This is a genomic window from Catenovulum sediminis (assembly GCF_007289895.1).
GTDB classification, from domain to species: domain Bacteria; phylum Pseudomonadota; class Gammaproteobacteria; order Enterobacterales; family Alteromonadaceae; genus Catenovulum; species Catenovulum sediminis.
In genome coordinates, this window is record NZ_CP041660.1 from 54925 (window position 1) to 72798 (window position 17874).

General features: G+C 39.0%; 15 protein-coding genes and 3 tRNA genes. 6 read left to right on the plus strand and 12 right to left on the minus strand.

All coding sequences use genetic code 11. From position 1 onward, the window contains the following. Positions 1-78 precede the first annotated feature (78 nt). The 7 genes from FNT16_RS00230 to FNT16_RS00260 form a co-directional block, all read right to left on the minus strand. Positions 79-1713: a TonB family protein gene (locus FNT16_RS00230; protein ID WP_143869662.1), complete on the minus strand. Its 1635-nt coding sequence runs from the start codon at positions 1711-1713 to the stop codon at positions 79-81. A 184-nt stretch (positions 1714-1897) separates the two neighbouring features. Then, positions 1898-2965: a succinylglutamate desuccinylase gene (locus FNT16_RS00235; RefSeq protein ID WP_143869663.1), complete on the minus strand. Its 1068-nt coding sequence runs from the start codon at positions 2963-2965 to the stop codon at positions 1898-1900. A 43-nt stretch (positions 2966-3008) separates the two neighbouring features. Beyond that, positions 3009-3410, minus strand: a complete 402-nt coding sequence (locus FNT16_RS00240) for a hypothetical protein (RefSeq protein ID WP_143869664.1) — start codon at positions 3408-3410, stop codon at positions 3009-3011. Further along, positions 3367-4146 carry a methyltransferase domain-containing protein gene (locus FNT16_RS00245; RefSeq protein ID WP_143869665.1) on the minus strand — a complete coding sequence of 260 codons (780 nt, stop codon included), beginning with the start codon at positions 4144-4146 and terminating at the stop codon, positions 3367-3369. Before FNT16_RS00245 ends, FNT16_RS00240 begins: the two co-directional genes overlap by 44 nt. 1 nt (position 4147) lies before the next feature. Then, positions 4148-5197, minus strand: a complete 1050-nt coding sequence (gene rlmM, locus FNT16_RS00250; RefSeq protein ID WP_143869666.1) for a 23S rRNA (cytidine(2498)-2'-O)-methyltransferase RlmM — start codon at positions 5195-5197, stop codon at positions 4148-4150. Positions 5198-5208: 11 nt separating this feature from the next. Further along, the gene (locus FNT16_RS00255; RefSeq protein ID WP_143869667.1) at positions 5209-5598 is read right to left on the minus strand and encodes a DUF423 domain-containing protein; all 390 of its coding nucleotides are present in this window, start codon (positions 5596-5598) and stop codon (positions 5209-5211) included. Next, entirely contained in the window at positions 5591-6208 is a 618-nt protein-coding gene (locus tag FNT16_RS00260) for an alpha/beta family hydrolase (protein ID WP_143869668.1), read from the minus strand. Before FNT16_RS00260 ends, FNT16_RS00255 begins: the two co-directional genes overlap by 8 nt. A gap of 399 nt (positions 6209-6607) precedes the next feature. Between FNT16_RS00260 and FNT16_RS00265 the strand changes: the two genes are divergently transcribed. Beyond that, positions 6608-6862 carry an EF-hand domain-containing protein gene (locus FNT16_RS00265; RefSeq protein WP_143869669.1) on the plus strand — a complete coding sequence of 85 codons (255 nt, stop codon included), beginning with the start codon at positions 6608-6610 and terminating at the stop codon, positions 6860-6862. 27 nt (positions 6863-6889) lie between these two features. On the opposite strand, the gene kdsA is transcribed toward FNT16_RS00265, so the two are convergent. From kdsA to FNT16_RS00290, 5 genes are read right to left on the minus strand one after another with little or no spacing between them, the layout of a single operon-like run. After that, positions 6890-7744, minus strand: a complete 855-nt coding sequence (gene kdsA, locus FNT16_RS00270) for a 3-deoxy-8-phosphooctulonate synthase (protein ID WP_143869670.1) — start codon at positions 7742-7744, stop codon at positions 6890-6892. A 46-nt stretch (positions 7745-7790) separates the two neighbouring features. After that, positions 7791-10085, minus strand: a complete 2295-nt coding sequence (locus FNT16_RS00275) for an efflux RND transporter permease subunit (RefSeq protein WP_143869671.1) — start codon at positions 10083-10085, stop codon at positions 7791-7793. 10 nt (positions 10086-10095) lie between these two features. Continuing rightward, positions 10096-11103 carry a WD40/YVTN/BNR-like repeat-containing protein gene (locus FNT16_RS00280; protein ID WP_143869672.1) on the minus strand — a complete coding sequence of 336 codons (1008 nt, stop codon included), beginning with the start codon at positions 11101-11103 and terminating at the stop codon, positions 10096-10098. Between the two features lie 12 nt (positions 11104-11115). Then, positions 11116-12483, minus strand: a complete 1368-nt coding sequence (locus FNT16_RS00285) for a DUF1329 domain-containing protein (protein ID WP_143869673.1) — start codon at positions 12481-12483, stop codon at positions 11116-11118. Positions 12484-12495: 12 nt separating this feature from the next. Beyond that, positions 12496-14622, minus strand: a complete 2127-nt coding sequence (locus FNT16_RS00290) for a DUF1302 domain-containing protein (RefSeq protein WP_143869674.1) — start codon at positions 14620-14622, stop codon at positions 12496-12498. 349 nt (positions 14623-14971) lie between these two features. On the opposite strand from FNT16_RS00290, the gene FNT16_RS00295 reads away from it, so the two are divergent. The 5 genes from FNT16_RS00295 (at position 14972) to yaaA (ending at position 17808) form a co-directional block, all read left to right on the plus strand. Beyond that, a tRNA-Met gene (locus tag FNT16_RS00295) sits at positions 14972-15048 on the plus strand. Positions 15049-15077: 29 nt separating this feature from the next. Beyond that, positions 15078-15154, plus strand: a tRNA-Met gene (locus FNT16_RS00300). A gap of 95 nt (positions 15155-15249) precedes the next feature. After that, a tRNA-Met gene (locus FNT16_RS00305) sits at positions 15250-15326 on the plus strand. Positions 15327-15410: 84 nt separating this feature from the next. Continuing rightward, positions 15411-16952, plus strand: a complete 1542-nt coding sequence (locus tag FNT16_RS00310) for an HD domain-containing phosphohydrolase (RefSeq protein WP_143869675.1) — start codon at positions 15411-15413, stop codon at positions 16950-16952. An 82-nt stretch (positions 16953-17034) separates the two neighbouring features. Further along, entirely contained in the window at positions 17035-17808 is a 774-nt protein-coding gene (gene yaaA, locus FNT16_RS00315; RefSeq protein ID WP_143869676.1) for a peroxide stress protein YaaA, read from the plus strand. Positions 17809-17874 lie beyond the last annotated feature (66 nt).

Consider the following 17874-nt stretch of genomic DNA (forward strand, 5'->3'; position numbering starts at 1 on the left):
AGCATGCTAACGAAGCCACATTTAGACATTAGTGTGATATTGTTTGCAAAATTTATCTTTGCATCCTATTTCGCTAAATTATTGCAATTTAAAGTCTAGCTTAATACTGACATTGTCGACTCGCGTAGGTGACGCGTTAATTTTAGGGGGTTCATATCGCCATTTTTGAACCGCTTGAATCGCGTTATCTTCGAAAACATTTTCAGGTGAAGATTTAACAACGGTGATATTCTCGACTTCACCTTTTTCGTTTACAGAAAAGTTTAACCGTACCCAACCTTCAACAGCGCGCCGTGCAGCTTCAACCGGATATTCTGGCGAAGGTCTTGAAATAGGTTTTAAATTTTTTCTTGCCAATGTCGATGGCAGGCTAAATTTTTGCGCTTCTTCTGATAAATTTAAACCAGTGGTATCCAACGAGACTTCTAGCTGACTAGCAAGTTGTACATAATTAATGACAGGCCAATCTCTTTTCAAAGCATAATCAATAGCTTGGTAAAAATATTCATAGGCTCGATCTAAAGACGTTTGGCCTAAATAAGAAGCAGCCAATATTGCATAGTAGTCTGGATGATTGGCATCATCATAAAGTCCATCTTTTGCCATTAAACCAGCTTTGAAGGGGTAATAAAAATCATCGTAAGGACTGGTGGCATATATTAATGCAAGCAATTGATGAGCGTTTTTGTGTCCCTGCTCTACGAGCGATTCTAAGGTATTAACGATTCGTCTAAGCTGGTTTTTACTTGGGTTTTGTTGATAACGTGATCTCAATTGCATAAACACTGCACTTAAATGACCTTGTTCAGCGCTGCGCTGTAGCCAATAATCAGCTTTTTTAGCTTCGGGTAAACAGCCAATCCCTTCTTTCAAATGGCGGTATAATTCAAATTTAGCGAACGCACTTCCATTTATTGCAGCTTGCAAGTACCAATAGACAGGAACCGCATTCAATGCATTAGAAGGGTATTTTAGTAACCCTACGCTCATCAATTGCGCAAGCAAGAGTTGCGCTTCAGCGTTACCATTTTGCGCTTTGCTAATCAAGGCGCGTTGGTAAGTCGAATACTGAGCTAGATAAATACTGTGCTCGTCCCGATTATTAGTTTGAAACTCTACTTTAACTAACACCTGATCGCGCACCAGTACTTCGTTATCAACAACCAAAGGCTCAAATTTCAAACTATTGGCGTAGTCAAATGCTCGCTTTTCAAGTTGCTTGTTTGGGAAAGACTCTTTTACACGTAGATTTATTAAATTACCGCGTTCGCTAACATCGCCAATTAAAAGTACCCATCCACTCTGATTAGCGGGTAAAATTTCAGCTTCGGACAACAATATTTTATTTTTAAGGCCAAACGAGCCATTGTACTGAGGGTATATCCTACGTGACAGCGCATTTGCGCTATACTCGGCAGCTAAAGACTCTGCGACAGATTTTGCCTTACGTTTTGATGGTATTTCGCGGCGCATGCGGCGAATTTCTTCTTCAGCGGCTCGAAAACCATTTTTCTCCGCCAGTGAAAACCAAGCGTAAGCTTTGTAGATATCGGCGATACCACCTTTACCTTGGTAATACATCATGCCTAAATAGTACTGTGCTTTTGCGTTTCCATGGTGAGCAAAAGATTCAAAAGCAAGTCGAGCTTTTTCATAATTTCGCTGCTCAAACAAAGTTTCAGCGTCTTTTATCGTAAAAGCCCCGACTTTCACGCTGCAAATTACAATACAAAATAATAGAAATCGAATAATCCTAATTCGTTGAGCCTTATACAATGCTTCCTACCCCTTACCGCTATTCCAATGAAACTGAAAGACTTGCACAACATCTTAATGTGATTTTATGAAGCATGTCCAATATTTTAACACACAAAACTTATTTTTATTAACCTTTGAGTTACATAAAATCCATTTTTTCAAAAATAACCAATGCTCTTTCGCCTACTTCAACCTCCTCGTTGGCAAAACAAATAAATCCATCTTGAGAAGCGATGTATTGTTTAACTTGATCAAAAGCAAATACCTGCCCTTTTTTTATAGCTGTAAAATTTTCTATTGGCTTTGCTAAAACAAACTGAAAATCATTGAAATCTTTAACCACAACATCCGATGTTTTAAAATAGTTTGCAGAATATATTATGTCAGAAGAAAGTCGGCTAGCACGACAAACAACAAGTTTCTGAAGATGGTTAATCAATTTATTTCTCAATTTATCATCGTTCTTTCCAAACTTTCTAATTGAGCCCACCTCAATTGTCGCAGCATTTGCAGCATACTTATTTGCTGTGTAGTAACTAAAAGTATTAGACGTCTGTGATGAATAAATAATCGCGTCTACCTTTAAACTGACGGAACTAATAACATTAGTAACATTAGCGACAGAAGGCTCAGGCTGAGCTTTTGTGTTTTCAATATATGGCATTACAGCAAATAGAGGATATCGTGACCTTTGAATGGACGCGTGTAAATCTAAATGAATGAGGCTATTTTTATCTTTCAATAAAAATTCAATTTGTTGTTTAATGAGATTGGCTCTTTTTGTTTCGTAGTTGTCAACTGATTCAAAGCTAGTCTGATATGTATGTTCTCTATTATCGAGCGCAAATAGTCGATTCAGATTAGTCTCAATAAAACGGACGCCTCTCTGAATCGCTAAAATATTTGCAAATATTATGACACACGGACGTATACATTTAATTTTTGCACTCACAAGCTCGCGCAAAAAAAAACTTAAAATTTCTATTGGGGCAGTTTCGTCACCATGCAGCCCACAACTTAATATCACTGCGCTGTCGTTGTGTTCGCATAGTCTGGAAGGTTGGTAATAGATAATGCCAGGTGCCAGCTGTTTTATACGACTCGAATCAGCTAATACAACTTCTCCCTGTACATTTAACCAAGGTGAGTTTAATTGGATAGCCTGCAAATAACAGCTAAATGTTTGGTTTAAGTGATATGCGAACATAATTTAAGATTATGCTCACAATGAAAAATTACAAGCGAGTAGGCTAAATATTAAAAGGCTTGGGGCACTTGGCCTGCGTATAATTACGATCTACATAGTTATAGGTGCGAATATATAAATCATAACGTATTAATTTTCGCCAAAAATCAGTTTCGGTTTCATCAGGGCAAATTGTTTCAACCAAATAAATTTTATGTTGTTTTTCTGAGATATCTAACCGGTCAGGAATTTGAATATATACTGCGATTCCCTCATCAACAGCTCGGGCACCTCGGTAGCGCCAAACACCTTGCACAAAATCGGCAGCCATATGCCGATCAACCTCTTTCAATAGTGCAACTGGTGCATACTGATTTGAGCTGTTGTCGCAAGCAGATAACAAGATTAAGTAAAAGATAGCGCTAACGCACTTTACCTGTGCTTTGTTTTTTTTCGGCCACCACATGAATATATTTCCCCAAAGATATAAACGGCTCTTGTAAAGAATAGAGCAATTCTTTTTCTAATATAACGTCAAACTGCTCCAACCACATTCTACGGTCTATCATATAATCATGGAAACAGCGCACTCCTCGTTTGCGCCTAATCTCGGCAAACTTTTCAACCCACGCATATACATCCTCAGGTAGCTGAGGATTACCGGGGTTAAGCCTAACTTGATTTTTAACTTGCATACCGGCATCTATATAGTCAAAGTTTCCATACAAAAGATTACCAAATAGTTTAGCTGTTTTATTAAAAAACATTAACGACAGTTTGCCACCAGGTTTTAACAAGGTGTTTAGATGAGCAATCACAGCCTCAGGATCAGCAAGCCACTCTACAACCGCATGGCAAACAATCCAGTCATACGCTGTATTTGTATGCTCTGCTATGTAGTCTTGAATCGACTGACAAATAAAATTAACCTCAACAGCATTCTGCGCAGCATGCTGTTGAGCTTGTACAAGCATACTTTCAGCCAGCTCAACACCGGTAACCTCATGCCCCTGTTGTGCTAGCCAAACTGCTATTTCTCCCAAGCCACAACCCGCATCCAAGATTTTCATCGGCTTGCCAGAATCCGTTAAGGCAAAATCCTGTAAATCCTTTTTTACTATCGCAAGGCGCAACTGCCCTTTGCTCGTTTGGTAAATGTTCTTCGCAAATTTATCTGCGATTTGCTCAAAACTTTTGTCCACTTTACAACGCTCTTAAATGGCAGGTAATCTCTTCTCTATCATGATATAGGTGCTTGGCACTAAACTGATACCTTTTACCAGCTTGGTACATGCTGACTTCTATATCTTCAATAATTTCCTGTACCGTTTGAAAGCGCTGTTTCATTGGCAGTTTGAGATTAAATATAGCTTCTTTACACCAGCCGTTGATAATCCATTTCACCATCAGAGCACTGACTTTTTTCGGTTTTTCAACCATATCGCAGACTAACCAATAAACATTTCTCTTATAAGGTGAAAACTTAAAACCATCTTCTTTAAAGTGCTTAACTTGCCCTGAGTCCATTAAACGCTCATTCATAGGTCCGTTATCAATCGCAGAGACCATCATCCCTCGATTAACTAATTGCCAGGTCCATCCCCCTGGAGCTGCACCTAAGTCTACTGCAAGTAAACCGCCACTGAGTCGAGTATCCCATTCTTTAGCCGGAATAAAATGGTGAAATGCCTCTTCTAATTTTAAAGTTGAGCGGCTAGGTGCCTGACTTGGAAATTTTAGTCTTTTTATCCCCAAATGCAGCTCGCTACGATTATTAAGCGGACTCCAGCCTAAAAGCATATTTTGTGAATCAAACACAAACAGGTGTAAAATTTCACTACTTTTTGTCACTAAAATATTTTGCTTGCGCAAAGCATTGCGCAATGGAACCGAAAACTTTTTGGCAAAACCAGATACTTCTTTACCAAGATTAGTGTCTGGATAGTCCACTGTAAAATCACTAAATGGCTTACCCTTAAGAGATTGCATAATGGGTGAGATGCGATCTGCTATATCTATCGCAAATAATTCATCAATCACACAAAACCATTGACGGCAAAATATCAGCGAATCGAGTTGCAGCTTAGCAAATAATACTCCCTCTGAAGCACCGGTTATTTCAAACTCTACATAGCCGGTATCGGGCTTTGTTCGGCAAAAACCGTACAGCTCAACTTCTGCAGCTTTGGTTTGTATCTCTGCAGCACAATCATTTTCAAACCCTGCACGACAGTACAGAACATATTTCGCCATTTTAACGCCTGTTAATTAGTTTTTTGCTTAAATGCTAGTGAGAAAGAATGATACAAGATAGTTAACCAACCAGCTAACATTAATATTCCACCAATAGGCGTCATTATCCCTAAACCCGATACGCCAAATGCCATTAAATATAAACTACCAGAAAAACAAAAAACACCTGCAGCAAACAACATAATGCTAACAGCCAATAATTTATCTACTGTTTGTTGCTTCCCTTGCGATAAACACAATATTGCCAAAGCATGCACAAATTGATAAAACACCGCAGTTTCTATCCAATTTAAAGCCTCAACTGATAGATGGCTCTTCAGTGCATGAGCAGCAAACGCTCCCAATGTTAATGCAAGTGCGCAATAAAATGCGGCTATTGCTAACGCAAGATTTCTAGACATGCTTAATCACAAACTCCTTTATGTACTCACTCGCTTCGTTTAACGTATCGTCTGAATCTAAACCGGTCGATTTTAAAGGTTTCAAACTATGATCTGCCTTTTCAATCCACCGAATTTCATAATTATCTTGCACGGTAAATTTACCTACCTGATCTCGATTACCAAATGTATCTCGCTCCCCTTGAATAATTAAGCCAGGTAAATCGCATTGATTTAACAAATCAATACGATGTTTTTCCGGTTTTCCGGGTGGATGAAAAGGGTATCCTAAAGCAATAAACCCATCTATAGGCCTCTTACTTTGCAAATATGCATTTAAAGCGACTCTAGAGCCCATCGATTTACCACCGACAAATAGTTTAGCGTCAGCTGGTACTTTATCGATTTGTGCTAGATAAGCATCAACTAAGGTAGGCATTCTATCTGGTGGCCTTTTTTTTCCCGATTCTTTAATAGTTTGCATATATGGAAAATCAAATAAAATTACTTTTATTGATAGAGCGTGAACTTCCTGTTGATGTTTTGTAATTTTATTACAGACTTGTTGCATAAAGTCTGAATCACTTCCAGCACCTGCGCCATGCGCGAGTATTAAATATATCTCATTCATTTTTAACATTCTTAATCCTATCTAAACACCTGCAACAAAATAAACACTAAACGACTGTATTTAAAGGCTTTGAAACTAAAATCCAGCTATTTTCAGACGCTAAAATAAAAAATAAAACGACCTAAACCAAGCCCCAAATCCAAGTATTCAATACCTAAACCCTGCCTACTTCAGACTGAATCCCTGCTAAAAATTAAAGTAAACACGCAAATAATATGGCTTAGAACAAAAAGAGATATAGTTATTTGCTTTCAATCTTGTAATTTTATTACATACCAGTAGAATACAAATTGTCCAAGGAATAAAGGATTTAAGGTTAAAACAAGGATTAAGTTAAAATTTTAATGTAATTATATTACAAAGTTAACTAACCTGTTAATTTAGGTTAAGGAGTCAATCATGTTAGCATTAAAGTCTTTAGTATCAGTTGTTGCTTTTGCTACTTTTTCTGCCGCTGCACAGCCTTCTGCAGAAGAATTAAAGCAAGTGGTTGAAGCCAACTTACAAGAATCAACTCAATTAGAAGTTGCGTCTTTAATTAAATCAGTCGATTTAAATAGCAATATTAAAGTTGAAGTAGCTGAAAACGTGTTAAACCAAAATAACAATAAAGCAGAACAACCTATCACTACAACAACTCAAATAGCGGAATAAGCGATCCAGTTATCCTGCTAACGCTTATTATCGCGGGATTTGTATCGGGTCAAAGCTTTTGACTAAGTCGTCAACTGCTTTAATTTGAGCTAAGAAAGGCTCAAGTTGTGCTAAAGGAAAAGCAGATGGACCATCACACTTTGCTTGTGCAGGGTTTGGATGAGCTTCCATAAATAACCCAGCTATTTTAGTCGCCATACCAGCGCGTGCTAATTCAACAGTCTGGTGTCTGCGTCCACTTGATGCACTACCCATTGGATCTCTGCACTGAAGTGAGTGCGTTACATCAAATATAACTGGGCTGCCATTGGTCACTTCTTTCATTACGCTAAAACCTAGCATATCTACAACTAGATTATCGTAACCAAGACAGCTCCCTCTTTCACATAAAATCACTTTGTCGTTTCCACACTCAGCAAACTTTTCGACAACATTTTGTACCTGTGACGGGGACATAAACTGAGGCTTTTTGACATTGATAACCGCATTGGTCGCAGCCATAGCTTTTACTAAGTCTGTTTGGCGTGCTAAAAAAGCAGGTAGTTGAATTATATCTACCACTTCTGCGACAGGTTGCGCTTGTTCGATTTCATGCACATCAGTAATAACCGGAACATCAAAGGTTTTTTTGATTTCTTCAAAAATCTTTAAACCTTCTTCCATCCCCGGTCCTCGATACGAATGGATTGAAGAGCGGTTTGCTTTATCAAAAGACGCTTTGAAAACAAAAGGAATATTGAGTTTATCTGTAACGGTTTTATAAGCTTCTGCTATTTGCATGGCCAAATCGCGCGATTCAAGCACGTTCATCCCACCAAATAGCACAAACGGTTTATCATTGTTCACTTCTATCGACTGAACTTGAATAGACTTTTGTGTCATTACACTATCCTGAATGAATAAAAGCGCTATATTAGCTCAATTGCGGCTAACGTTTCCACCAAAACAAACGGCATAAAGCAGGTAAAAACAAGATTGCCCCTAACATATTAACTAAAAACATAAAGGTTAATAATATCCCCATATCAACTTGAAATTTGAGTGACGAAAACACCCAGGTACTGACACCAATAGCTAAAGTGATACCTGTAAACATCACAGCACTACCGCGTTCAATCAAAGCTTGGCGATACGCTTCTGTTAGATTCATCCCCTGTTTAAGCTTCTCAATCATATTCGACAATATATAAATACCATAATCAATGCCAATTCCCACGCCCAGAGCAATCACGGGTAAGGTATAAACCGTAAGTCCAATATCCATTTTGGTCATCAAAGCTTGAGCCAAAGTTGATACAATAAACAAAGGTATTACCACCGCCGCTGTTGCCCGCACACTTCTAAAAGTTACCAAACAAAGAATAATAACCGCGCTATACACATAAATCATCATAGGTACTTGGGCTTCAGCAACAGCTTCGTTTGTTGCCCCCATTACCCCAGCCGGACCTAACGCCAAAACAAACTTCAAGTTGTCAGTTTCATAGTTATGCTTTTCTGCTTTGACGACATTAATGACGTTTTCAATCGTTTCGGCTTTATGGTCTTGCAAAAACAAAATAATCGGCATTGCACTGCAATCTGTATTCAATAACCCTGTACTGGTTGCAACACGTGAAACCGACTGCGCTAATGTTGCCGAATTTTGGGGCAACACCCGCCACTTAGGATTTCCCTCATTGTATCCTGCTGTTATAGTTTTAGTCACCGTGGTTAGACTAACACTAGACTGCACTCCTTCAACATTATTGAGTCGCCACTGAAAGTCGTCTATTTTTTTCATTATTTCGTACTGTGTGCAAGCGTCAGGAACCGTTTCCGCAATCACAGATAAAATATCCACACCAACTTCATATTTTTTTGTAATTAAGAATGTATCTTGGTTATAAACTGAATCTTGATGCAATGCCGGTGCACCAGCATGCAAATCACCTATTTTCATTTCCTGTGATTGCCAATGCCCCAGTACAAAAAGTGCGACCATTACAAACAGCAATATTAAAGAGGATGCAGGTTTCGATAAATAAACCAAATAATGCCAAATCTTAGATGCTTTTGCTGATTCCGCTTGTTTTCTATAATGTTGCGGAAACTTCACAAAAGAAACTAATACTGGCAGTAAAATAAGGTTGGTTAAAATAATAACACCAACACCAATTGAAGCCGCTATTGCAAGCTCCTGGATGATTCCGATATCAATACTTAAGATGGTTACAAAACCAATACAATCAGATAATAATGCAATAAAGCCAGGTAAAAACAATGCTCTAAAACTTTTCTTCGCAGCAATTTTAGCACCCGCTCCACTTGCTATTCGCTTACCGATGCTGTTTATCATTTGCACACCGTGGCTAACACCAATAGCAAAGATCAAAAATGGCAACAATATTGACATGGGATCAAGCCCATATCCTAACATTGATAAAATGCCTAACTTCCACACCATAGCACCTACAGAGCAGACAATTGGCAGCGCTGTGAGCATCATAGAATGACAAAATAGATAAACTAAAATCGCAGTAACAACAATTGCCACGAGAAAAAATAGCAACACATCTTTTGCCCCTGCTGCGACATCCCCGACCATTTTAGAAAAACCAATAATATGAATAGTATGCTGATCGGATGCGAACTGAGCACGGATATCATTTTCAAGTTTATTAGCAAAACCGATAGTATCAACAGCCTCTTTGGTATTTGGGTCAACATCAAGGAGTTGTGCTTTAACCATTGCACAGCTGTAATCATTAGAGACTAAGCGCCCAACTTGTCCAGATTTTTCAGTATTACGTCGGACCTCCTGCAAACTCTTATCATCATTGCTGAAGTTTGCCGGTATCACAGGCCCGCCTACAAACCCTTCTTCTACGATTTCGGTATAACGGACAGCTGGCGCAAAAAGGGAAAGAACACTTGAGCGATTTACACCGGGTATAAAAAACAACTGATCGTGTATGCCTTTTAACGTATCAAAAAAATCTGGGTTATAAATATTGCCTGATTTATCGCAAACAGAAATGAGAATATTGTTCGCTCCACCAAAATCATCAGCATATTTCAAATAGGTTTGCATGTATGGATGCTGAAGTGGAATGTTCTTTGTGAAAGCGGCATCTAACTTTATCTGTGTGGCAAAAATGCCAAAAATAAGCGTCAATAATGCAAAAATAAAAATAACACTCAAACGATTACGAAAGATAACCCTTTGCACTAAATCGACCATAATTTTTTGCTCACTCCTGACTTAGTTTTTGCAAGCTAATGATCTCGACACCTCGCTCACCCGTCACTAGTATATTTTCTCGATCTTGAGTAACTACCGCAGAAGTAATTACTTTACTCTTAACTTTGTATTGAACTGTGGCTTCACGATTATCCTTTGCCAAAACCCAAACGCTTTGACTGTTGCCGACAATTAACCAATTATTCGAACCAAACAGTAAAATTTTGTTGATATTGACGGGTTCCGAAATCGATATTTTTTCACCACGCCCTGAAATTTGACCATCAATATGCGCAAATCGAAAGATGCTGCCGCGCATCCCACCAATAAATAACTGCTGTTGAGCATATGCGATTTCATACAAAGAGCCATAATATGGAATTTCTATCCGTTGCCAGGACCGCCCATTATCATACGAGACAGCAAATAAACCGAGTTCACCCACTAAATATAAATTACTGCCAACCCTTTTGAGCTGATTTAAGTGAGGCAAAATAGCGCTCAATTCAAACAGATAATCAGCTTCTGAAGCTTCTTTTATTTCAAGCAGATAAGCTTGGTCTTCCTCAGGCAATAAACCAATGTGGTACTCTTGTGTCCAATTTCTACCAGCATCCCGCGTTCGATAAAAAAGTCCATATGCACCAATAGCGATGCCATGGTTATCGTCTATAAACTCAACATCTAATAATGGGTTCAAATTATTTGGTTGGTATGATTTATGCCAACTTCGTCCTGAATCATCGCTATAAACAATTATTGACTGATGGCCTACAGCCCATAACCTGCCGCTTGGACTCTGCGTAATTGCGGTAAGCATCGGTTCTACACCCACCACATCGCGTTTTTGTGTGGCATGCGCATTGTCTAAATGCACTACATGCCCACGCTCACCGATAGCAACTATCCGCTGTTCTTGATTCTCAGTGACTAAAATATCCAACAATAATAGTTCACTGCTGTGGGCATATGAATGCCCGCAAACAGCCAATATTATGAACCATACAACTATACGCAAAATACGCCCCTTTTAACGCAACCCACTACGACGCAAAGCTTGAGGTGTAAAGTCGCCTTTATCTGTATCGACATCAAAATCATACATTTTTTCGTTATTATCCAAGCCCAATGCTAAATAACGTCGTGAATTCAAGTCATGGTATACATCTAGCGTAGTCCATAATGTAGGTACTTCATAATAGTTAATCGCATAACTCATATTGACACGATAGAGCTCATCTCGTGCATCATATGCGTCAGCCACTGCAATTTGCCAGCTGTCTTCATCGATAAAAAATACACGCTTTTTATAAATGTGTCGCATACCATCTTTCAAATTTGCTTCTACGACCCACACTCTGTGTTTTTCATAACGCGTTAATGATGGGTTGATATGTCCGGGTTTTAAAATTGTATCGTAATCAATGCCTTTAGCATGCAATGCATATGAATTGTAAGGGATATACAATTCTTTTTTCCCCTTTAACGTCCAGTTGTAACGACTAGGTGAGCCGTTAAACATATCAAAATCATCTGTCGTGCGAAGACCATCTGAAGCAGTACCTGGTGCATCAAATGCAATATTAGGCGCTTTACGTACTCGCCTTTGCCCTGTGTTATAAGTCCACGCTTGTCTCGGTTGTTTAATTTGGTCAAGCGTCTCGTGCACTAATAGTGCAGTCCCTTTTAGACGGGCCGGAGAGGTGACCTCTTGTTTAAACATAGAAATAATATTGTCTTCTGCCATTTTATCAGAGGTCATATCCGGTTGTGAATATTGAAACAACACTTGCTCGTCAAAACCAATTAATGTGTAATCACCGCTCGCTGTCGGTGCAGCTTGCCCGCCCCAACGTGCAATTGCAGTGCCTCTAAATCTAAGTACGTGATTCCAAATCGCCTCCAATCCATTTTGTGGAATTGGAAATGGAATACCTATGACAGAATTAGCGACCCCTTCACCATCGGATACTAGCTCTGCTTTCGTTGCATTTTCAATCGTCGCATCATATACATATTGGGGCACAGCTGCCGAACGATGGCTTTTGTATACAGGCATCTTAAATGACTCTGGGTAAGCCTTAAATAAAGCTATTTGACCTGCACTCAAGTATTGTGCATGTTGCTGATAATTTTCTGCTGAAATGGTAAATAGAGGTTTTTCATCACTAAAAGGGTCTGGATGATGGTCACCCACTTGATATCCGTTTGGCGGTGTTGCTATACCCCCTGTCCATTGTGGAATCGAACCATCATTGTTTGCTGCTTTTTCGGCTCCTAACGGCGTTAAAGATTTGCCAAGTTGAGCCGCAACATCAGGGCTCACTTTGGCTTGTAAACCAACACTAGTAACAGATAACAATATCGATGCTGTAATAAATTTGCTATTAAACTTCATATTCACAAAACCTCAAATAGAATACTTTATACTGAATGAAATATAATCACGATCAGCAAAATTGTTACTGTTGCCTAATCCACCCCAAAATGCGTTGTACCCCATATCAAACTGAATTTTGTTCTGGTAGTCAAATGTTAAAGATAATGAAGCTGATTGACGATCTTCGACAAATAAAAACATCGGGTCTGGTGTCGTACCTTTAACGTCGTGCGAATAAACCAGCCGAGGTGTCACATTAACACCAGAAAAGACATTGTTATAGGTTAAACGAGCGACTGCCCTATACCCCCATGCGGTAGCCGTTGGGAAAGGCGTGGTTTCTGCGCCATCAGAGATGGCCAATTGCAAGCCTTGTGCACTTGGTAGTACCCCACTTCTCGCTGTCCCCGGGCCGTTCAGCCTAAGCTCACTTTGTTCTGGCATATCTTGAACTTGCACCACACCCGCTTCAAATAATAGTGCCAATGCATCTGCACCCAATGTTGGACCAAACAAGTGGGTAAGTGTAGCTTGCGCCTGTACGGTATCTTTTCGAATATAACCTTGCGCATTGCCACCAGATTCAACGTGTGATAATTGCGATATACCTTTTAAATCAGGCCTTAAATTAGCATTTGCTAATTGCTCTGGCATCCCCATATACAAAAGCTCAACGTCATCAATTTGTAGCGGTTCATCCTGACGATAAGCGATTTCGCCTGCCAATGCTGTGGTGCCAATACTGGTATTAAAGCTAAAACCGTAAAGTTGAATATCTTCTGGATATTCTAAATAAGCTTGTGTAAATGCTTTTAGGTTATGTAAATTATCTACATTTATACCATTCGTCAGCAAATATTGAACATCACCATACAAGCTACCAATTTCAAAATTAGACGCTCGACCCGATATGAGTGGCCGGCGACTATGATAGTTCATGTAGTAAAGACCAAATTCCGTATCATTTAGTTCGGGCGAATAATAAGTGAACTTAAATCCGTATTGCCCGTCATCACTTGGATAGCGATTACCGGTATGCGGCTGCGCCATTATTGCAACCTTGGTTGCATTTACATAATAAGGCGCTGTTAAATCGTAAAATTCGGCTGCCAGTTGCGCTTTTTGCTGCGGATCATTTGTTGTATTTAGCTGTACAACCGTTTGATCAATCTCCGCTGAGCTCATAGTTAAAGCATCTTTAACCCATGTGCTAAGTTGCATCGCTAAATAATCAGCATCCATGTCTGGATTTTGTGTAAAACCGATTTGTACATTGTTGTAATAGCCACCGTTACCGGCGAAATCGTTGGTTGAAAAATAACTACCCGGTGCAGGTAATATTGTTTTTTCCCATTTGTACTGATAAAAAGCATCAAATGAAAGATTGTTTGTTAATCCAATCGATCCCCAAACCATCCCCACGGGAATAAAGGCCTCTTTTAACTCTGCGCCGGGCGCTTTTAAACGAGAAATGTCAACTGGATTAATGGCGTTAACACCATGAGAAATCAGCGAACTTTCGCCCCAACTCACAACTTGATCACCAATACGCAGCGATACTGGCATATCACCAATATCAAAGTAGCCATACAAAAATGCGTCTAAAAACCTAAAATCCTGGCAAACTCTCTCTTTTGCTTCTTTATTCCGACAAATATCGACAGATTTTTTAGAAACAGGGTTTGTCCAAGCTTTACTTTTTTTCGCAGCATCATCATAAAAATACATAAAGCGAGAGAAGAATCCCCAGTCGCCTGCATTAATATCTAACTCATGCGTACCCGAAAAAACACGAGAGAATGCCTCGCCCGGATCATGGTTTAAGTTAGCTAAATCACCATTTGCAGAATACGAGCCAGGTTGCGCCCAAACATCCTGTGCTTGGTAAATGATATTACCTGCTGCGTTGTACTCACCATTATAATTGGCTTGAGTATTGCGCCAAGTTAACTCTGTTTGGTTATTTTTACCAATCAAAGACCAATCTCTATCCTCAACCCGATAACTTGTACCCAAGGTGAACGCAGAATCAAAATTGATTTCCAAGCCTGCTATCTCAAACTGGGCGGCTGTAGCCTGTGGTGAGCCCATTGTTAGCGCCATGAAAATAGCAGATGATAAATAAGTGTGTTGCATTGTAAATTGCTTTCGTTTCATAAAAACTCCATTCCGAGTCACCCTATTTATAGATAGTTGAAATAAACTATAGAGTAGTCTGATGAACTTGGTTAAGTATTTTCATTACATAATATTAACACAATTCAATGGTCTTACCAGTTAATAAAGAATATATATTTCAACCACTTTATATATGCTCGAAAATCTTTGTTAATTTCATTAAAACAACAACTAGAAACGACCCTACGAGCCTCAGGTAAGGCTAAAAGCGCAAAATTCCATCACTTAAAAATTATTTCTTCCTTAGCCCTTGCATTTAATAATAATTTGTATAGTATGCACGCCTCGTTAGCCGGAGATGTTATGAAAGCTAACTATTTATAAGTGTCGCGGGATGGAGCAGTCTGGTAGCTCGTCGGGCTCATAACCCGAAGGTCGTTGGTTCAAATCCAGCTCCCGCAACCAAACTTATATATAAATAATTTCTTTAGTGTCGCGGGATGGAGCAGTCTGGTAGCTCGTCGGGCTCATAACCCGAAGGTCGTTGGTTCAAATCCAGCTCCCGCAACCAATCTATTTATTATTTTAATTGTTGTTAAATTATCAAGCTTGTGGGTAAGTATCCTGAGCATATGGGTCATCTTACAATTAATTTATCTTTATTGACGCGGGATGGAGCAGTCTGGTAGCTCGTCGGGCTCATAACCCGAAGGTCGTTGGTTCAAATCCAGCTCCCGCAACCACTTTCCTTATTTAGTTTGTTTTTCTCATTCTTCAACTACACTTAGTCAATATCCTTTTCGATTGAATCGGTAGCGTATTTCATTATGCATGAGAACCCTTTATTTCAGTTTGCCGAAGAAGAAACTGAACAGCAAACAACAGACAGTTGCTGGAAAGTTCTAATTGTAGATGACGATGATTTTATTCATCAAGTCACTAAACTCGTGCTAAAAGACCTTACGATAGAAGGTATGTCGCTTGAAGTCTACAGTGCTCACAATACAAGTGAAGCCAAACGACTACTGCAACAAACGCCAGATTTTGCGCTCGCCTTTGTCGATGTTGTGATGGAAACCGATCATGCGGGCCTCGAATTAATTAAGTGGATTAGAAAAGAACTACAGAATTTTTCGATTAGACTCGTATTACGTACCGGTCAAGCGGGCACAGCACCAGAAGAGCAAGTTATTAGTGAATATGACATTAATGATTACAAAGAAAAAACTGAATTAACCGCCAGAAAGCTAACCACCTGTGCATATGCAAGCATTCGTGCGTACAGAGATATCATTTCCATAGAAAAAAGCTTGAATGGTTTTAAACGTCTCGTCGCAGCATCAACAGACATTTTGAAAACACACTCAATTATCGAGTTCGGGACCGCCTCTCTTGAACAGTTGTTCAATCTATTAGGTATTGAATGCTCTTCATTATATGTTGCCAATAACACTGAAAGTCTACTACATACTTCTGAACGCATTATATTAGGTGCATCGGGTAGCTATGTCGGTTATGGCTATAGCTTCAACAATATAGAAATACCGTCTGACAGTAAGAATATAATTGAGCAAGCCTTTCAAGATAAGAAATCTTATATTGATGAGAAAGTTTACGTTGGGTTTTATCAAACAAGTACATCAACCCAATCGGTATTGCTGGCCAACTTTTCCGAAACCATAGATGAGTTTCAAATTAATTTATTAGAGAACTATGCTACAAATTTAGCGTTAATATTCGAAAAAGTAACTTTGCGAGAAGAGTTAGAGTCTGCTCAAGCGGAACTAATTTATATTCTGAGCGACTCTATTGAAATGCGCAGTAAAGAAAACCATGCACATGTAAAACGCGTCTCTTTAATCAGTCATGAACTTGCACGTTTATACCAATGTGATGAAAGGCTAACAGCTGTCATTGCACATGCTGCTCCACTACATGACATCGGCAAGATCGCCATTTCTGAAGATATCTTAAACAAACCGGAAAAATTAAACGCAGAAGAATGGGCTATCATGCAACAACATACAATAAGAGGTGCTGAATTACTAGAAAATAGCCAAAAGGCCATCGCTCGAGTTGCAGCTAATATTGCAAAATTCCACCATGAAAACTGGGACGGAAGCGGTTACCCTCAAGGATTAACTGCTAACGATATACCGATTGAAGCCCGTATCGTTGCCTTAGCAGATGTGTTTGATGTGCTGGGTTCGAAACGTAGCTATAAAGAGCCTTGGTCAGAAGATAAAATAGTGGAGTACTTGAAAAATCAATCGGGTATTAAATTCGAACCTAAACTCGTTGAGATCATGCTTAAAAACTTCGACATATTTAGAACCATTCGACTTTTAAATCCAGACAATATAGGGTGATGCAACGCGACATTTATTCCAAGTTTGGTCATCAAATAAAATGGCGGTACACTAGATATATTTGTATGTATGGATTAGGCAAATGATAATAGTAGTATCTCCAGCAAAAAATCTTGATTATGAAACACCACTTCCCACAAATAAATATAGCCAACCTGAATTACTTGAAGAAAGTAAAATATTGGCAGATATTTGTAAAACACTAACACCATTAGATCTATCTAACTTAATGAAAATTAGTGATAAACTTGCTGGTTTAAATGCCGCAAGGTTCACTGAATGGCAGCCAAATTTTAACCTTGAAAATGCACGACAAGCTATTTATGCATTTAATGGAGACGTTTATACTGGTTTAGACGCATATACTTTATCTGACCGAGATATAGATTATGCACAAAATAACTTGAGGATTTTATCTGGACTTTATGGACTTTTAAAACCACTTGACCTAATGCAAGCTTACCGCTTAGAGATGGGCACTAAATTAGAGAATCCCAGAGGTAAAAATCTATATGACTTTTGGGGAGATATTATTACACAAGAGCTTAATAAAAGCATTGCAAGCCAGCAATCGAATACCCTGATCAACCTAGCTTCTAATGAGTATTTTAAATCCGTGAAGAAAAACTCTTTATCTGCATCGATAGTCACGCCTGAATTCCGCGATTGGAAAAATGGCCAGTTTAAAATGATTAGCTTTTTTGCAAAAAAGGCAAGAGGTTTAATGGCAAGATTTATAATTCAAAACAAAATATCAAACGTAGCTGACTTAAAACTGTTTGATGCTGAAGGTTATACCTTCAACCCTGCTCTGTCCACTGCAGACAAACCAGTCTTCACGCGAAAACTAGATTAATACTTCCAACAACGCGGTAAGATATCTACCGCGTTGTTTTACTGACCGCGCCATATTTTGACACAT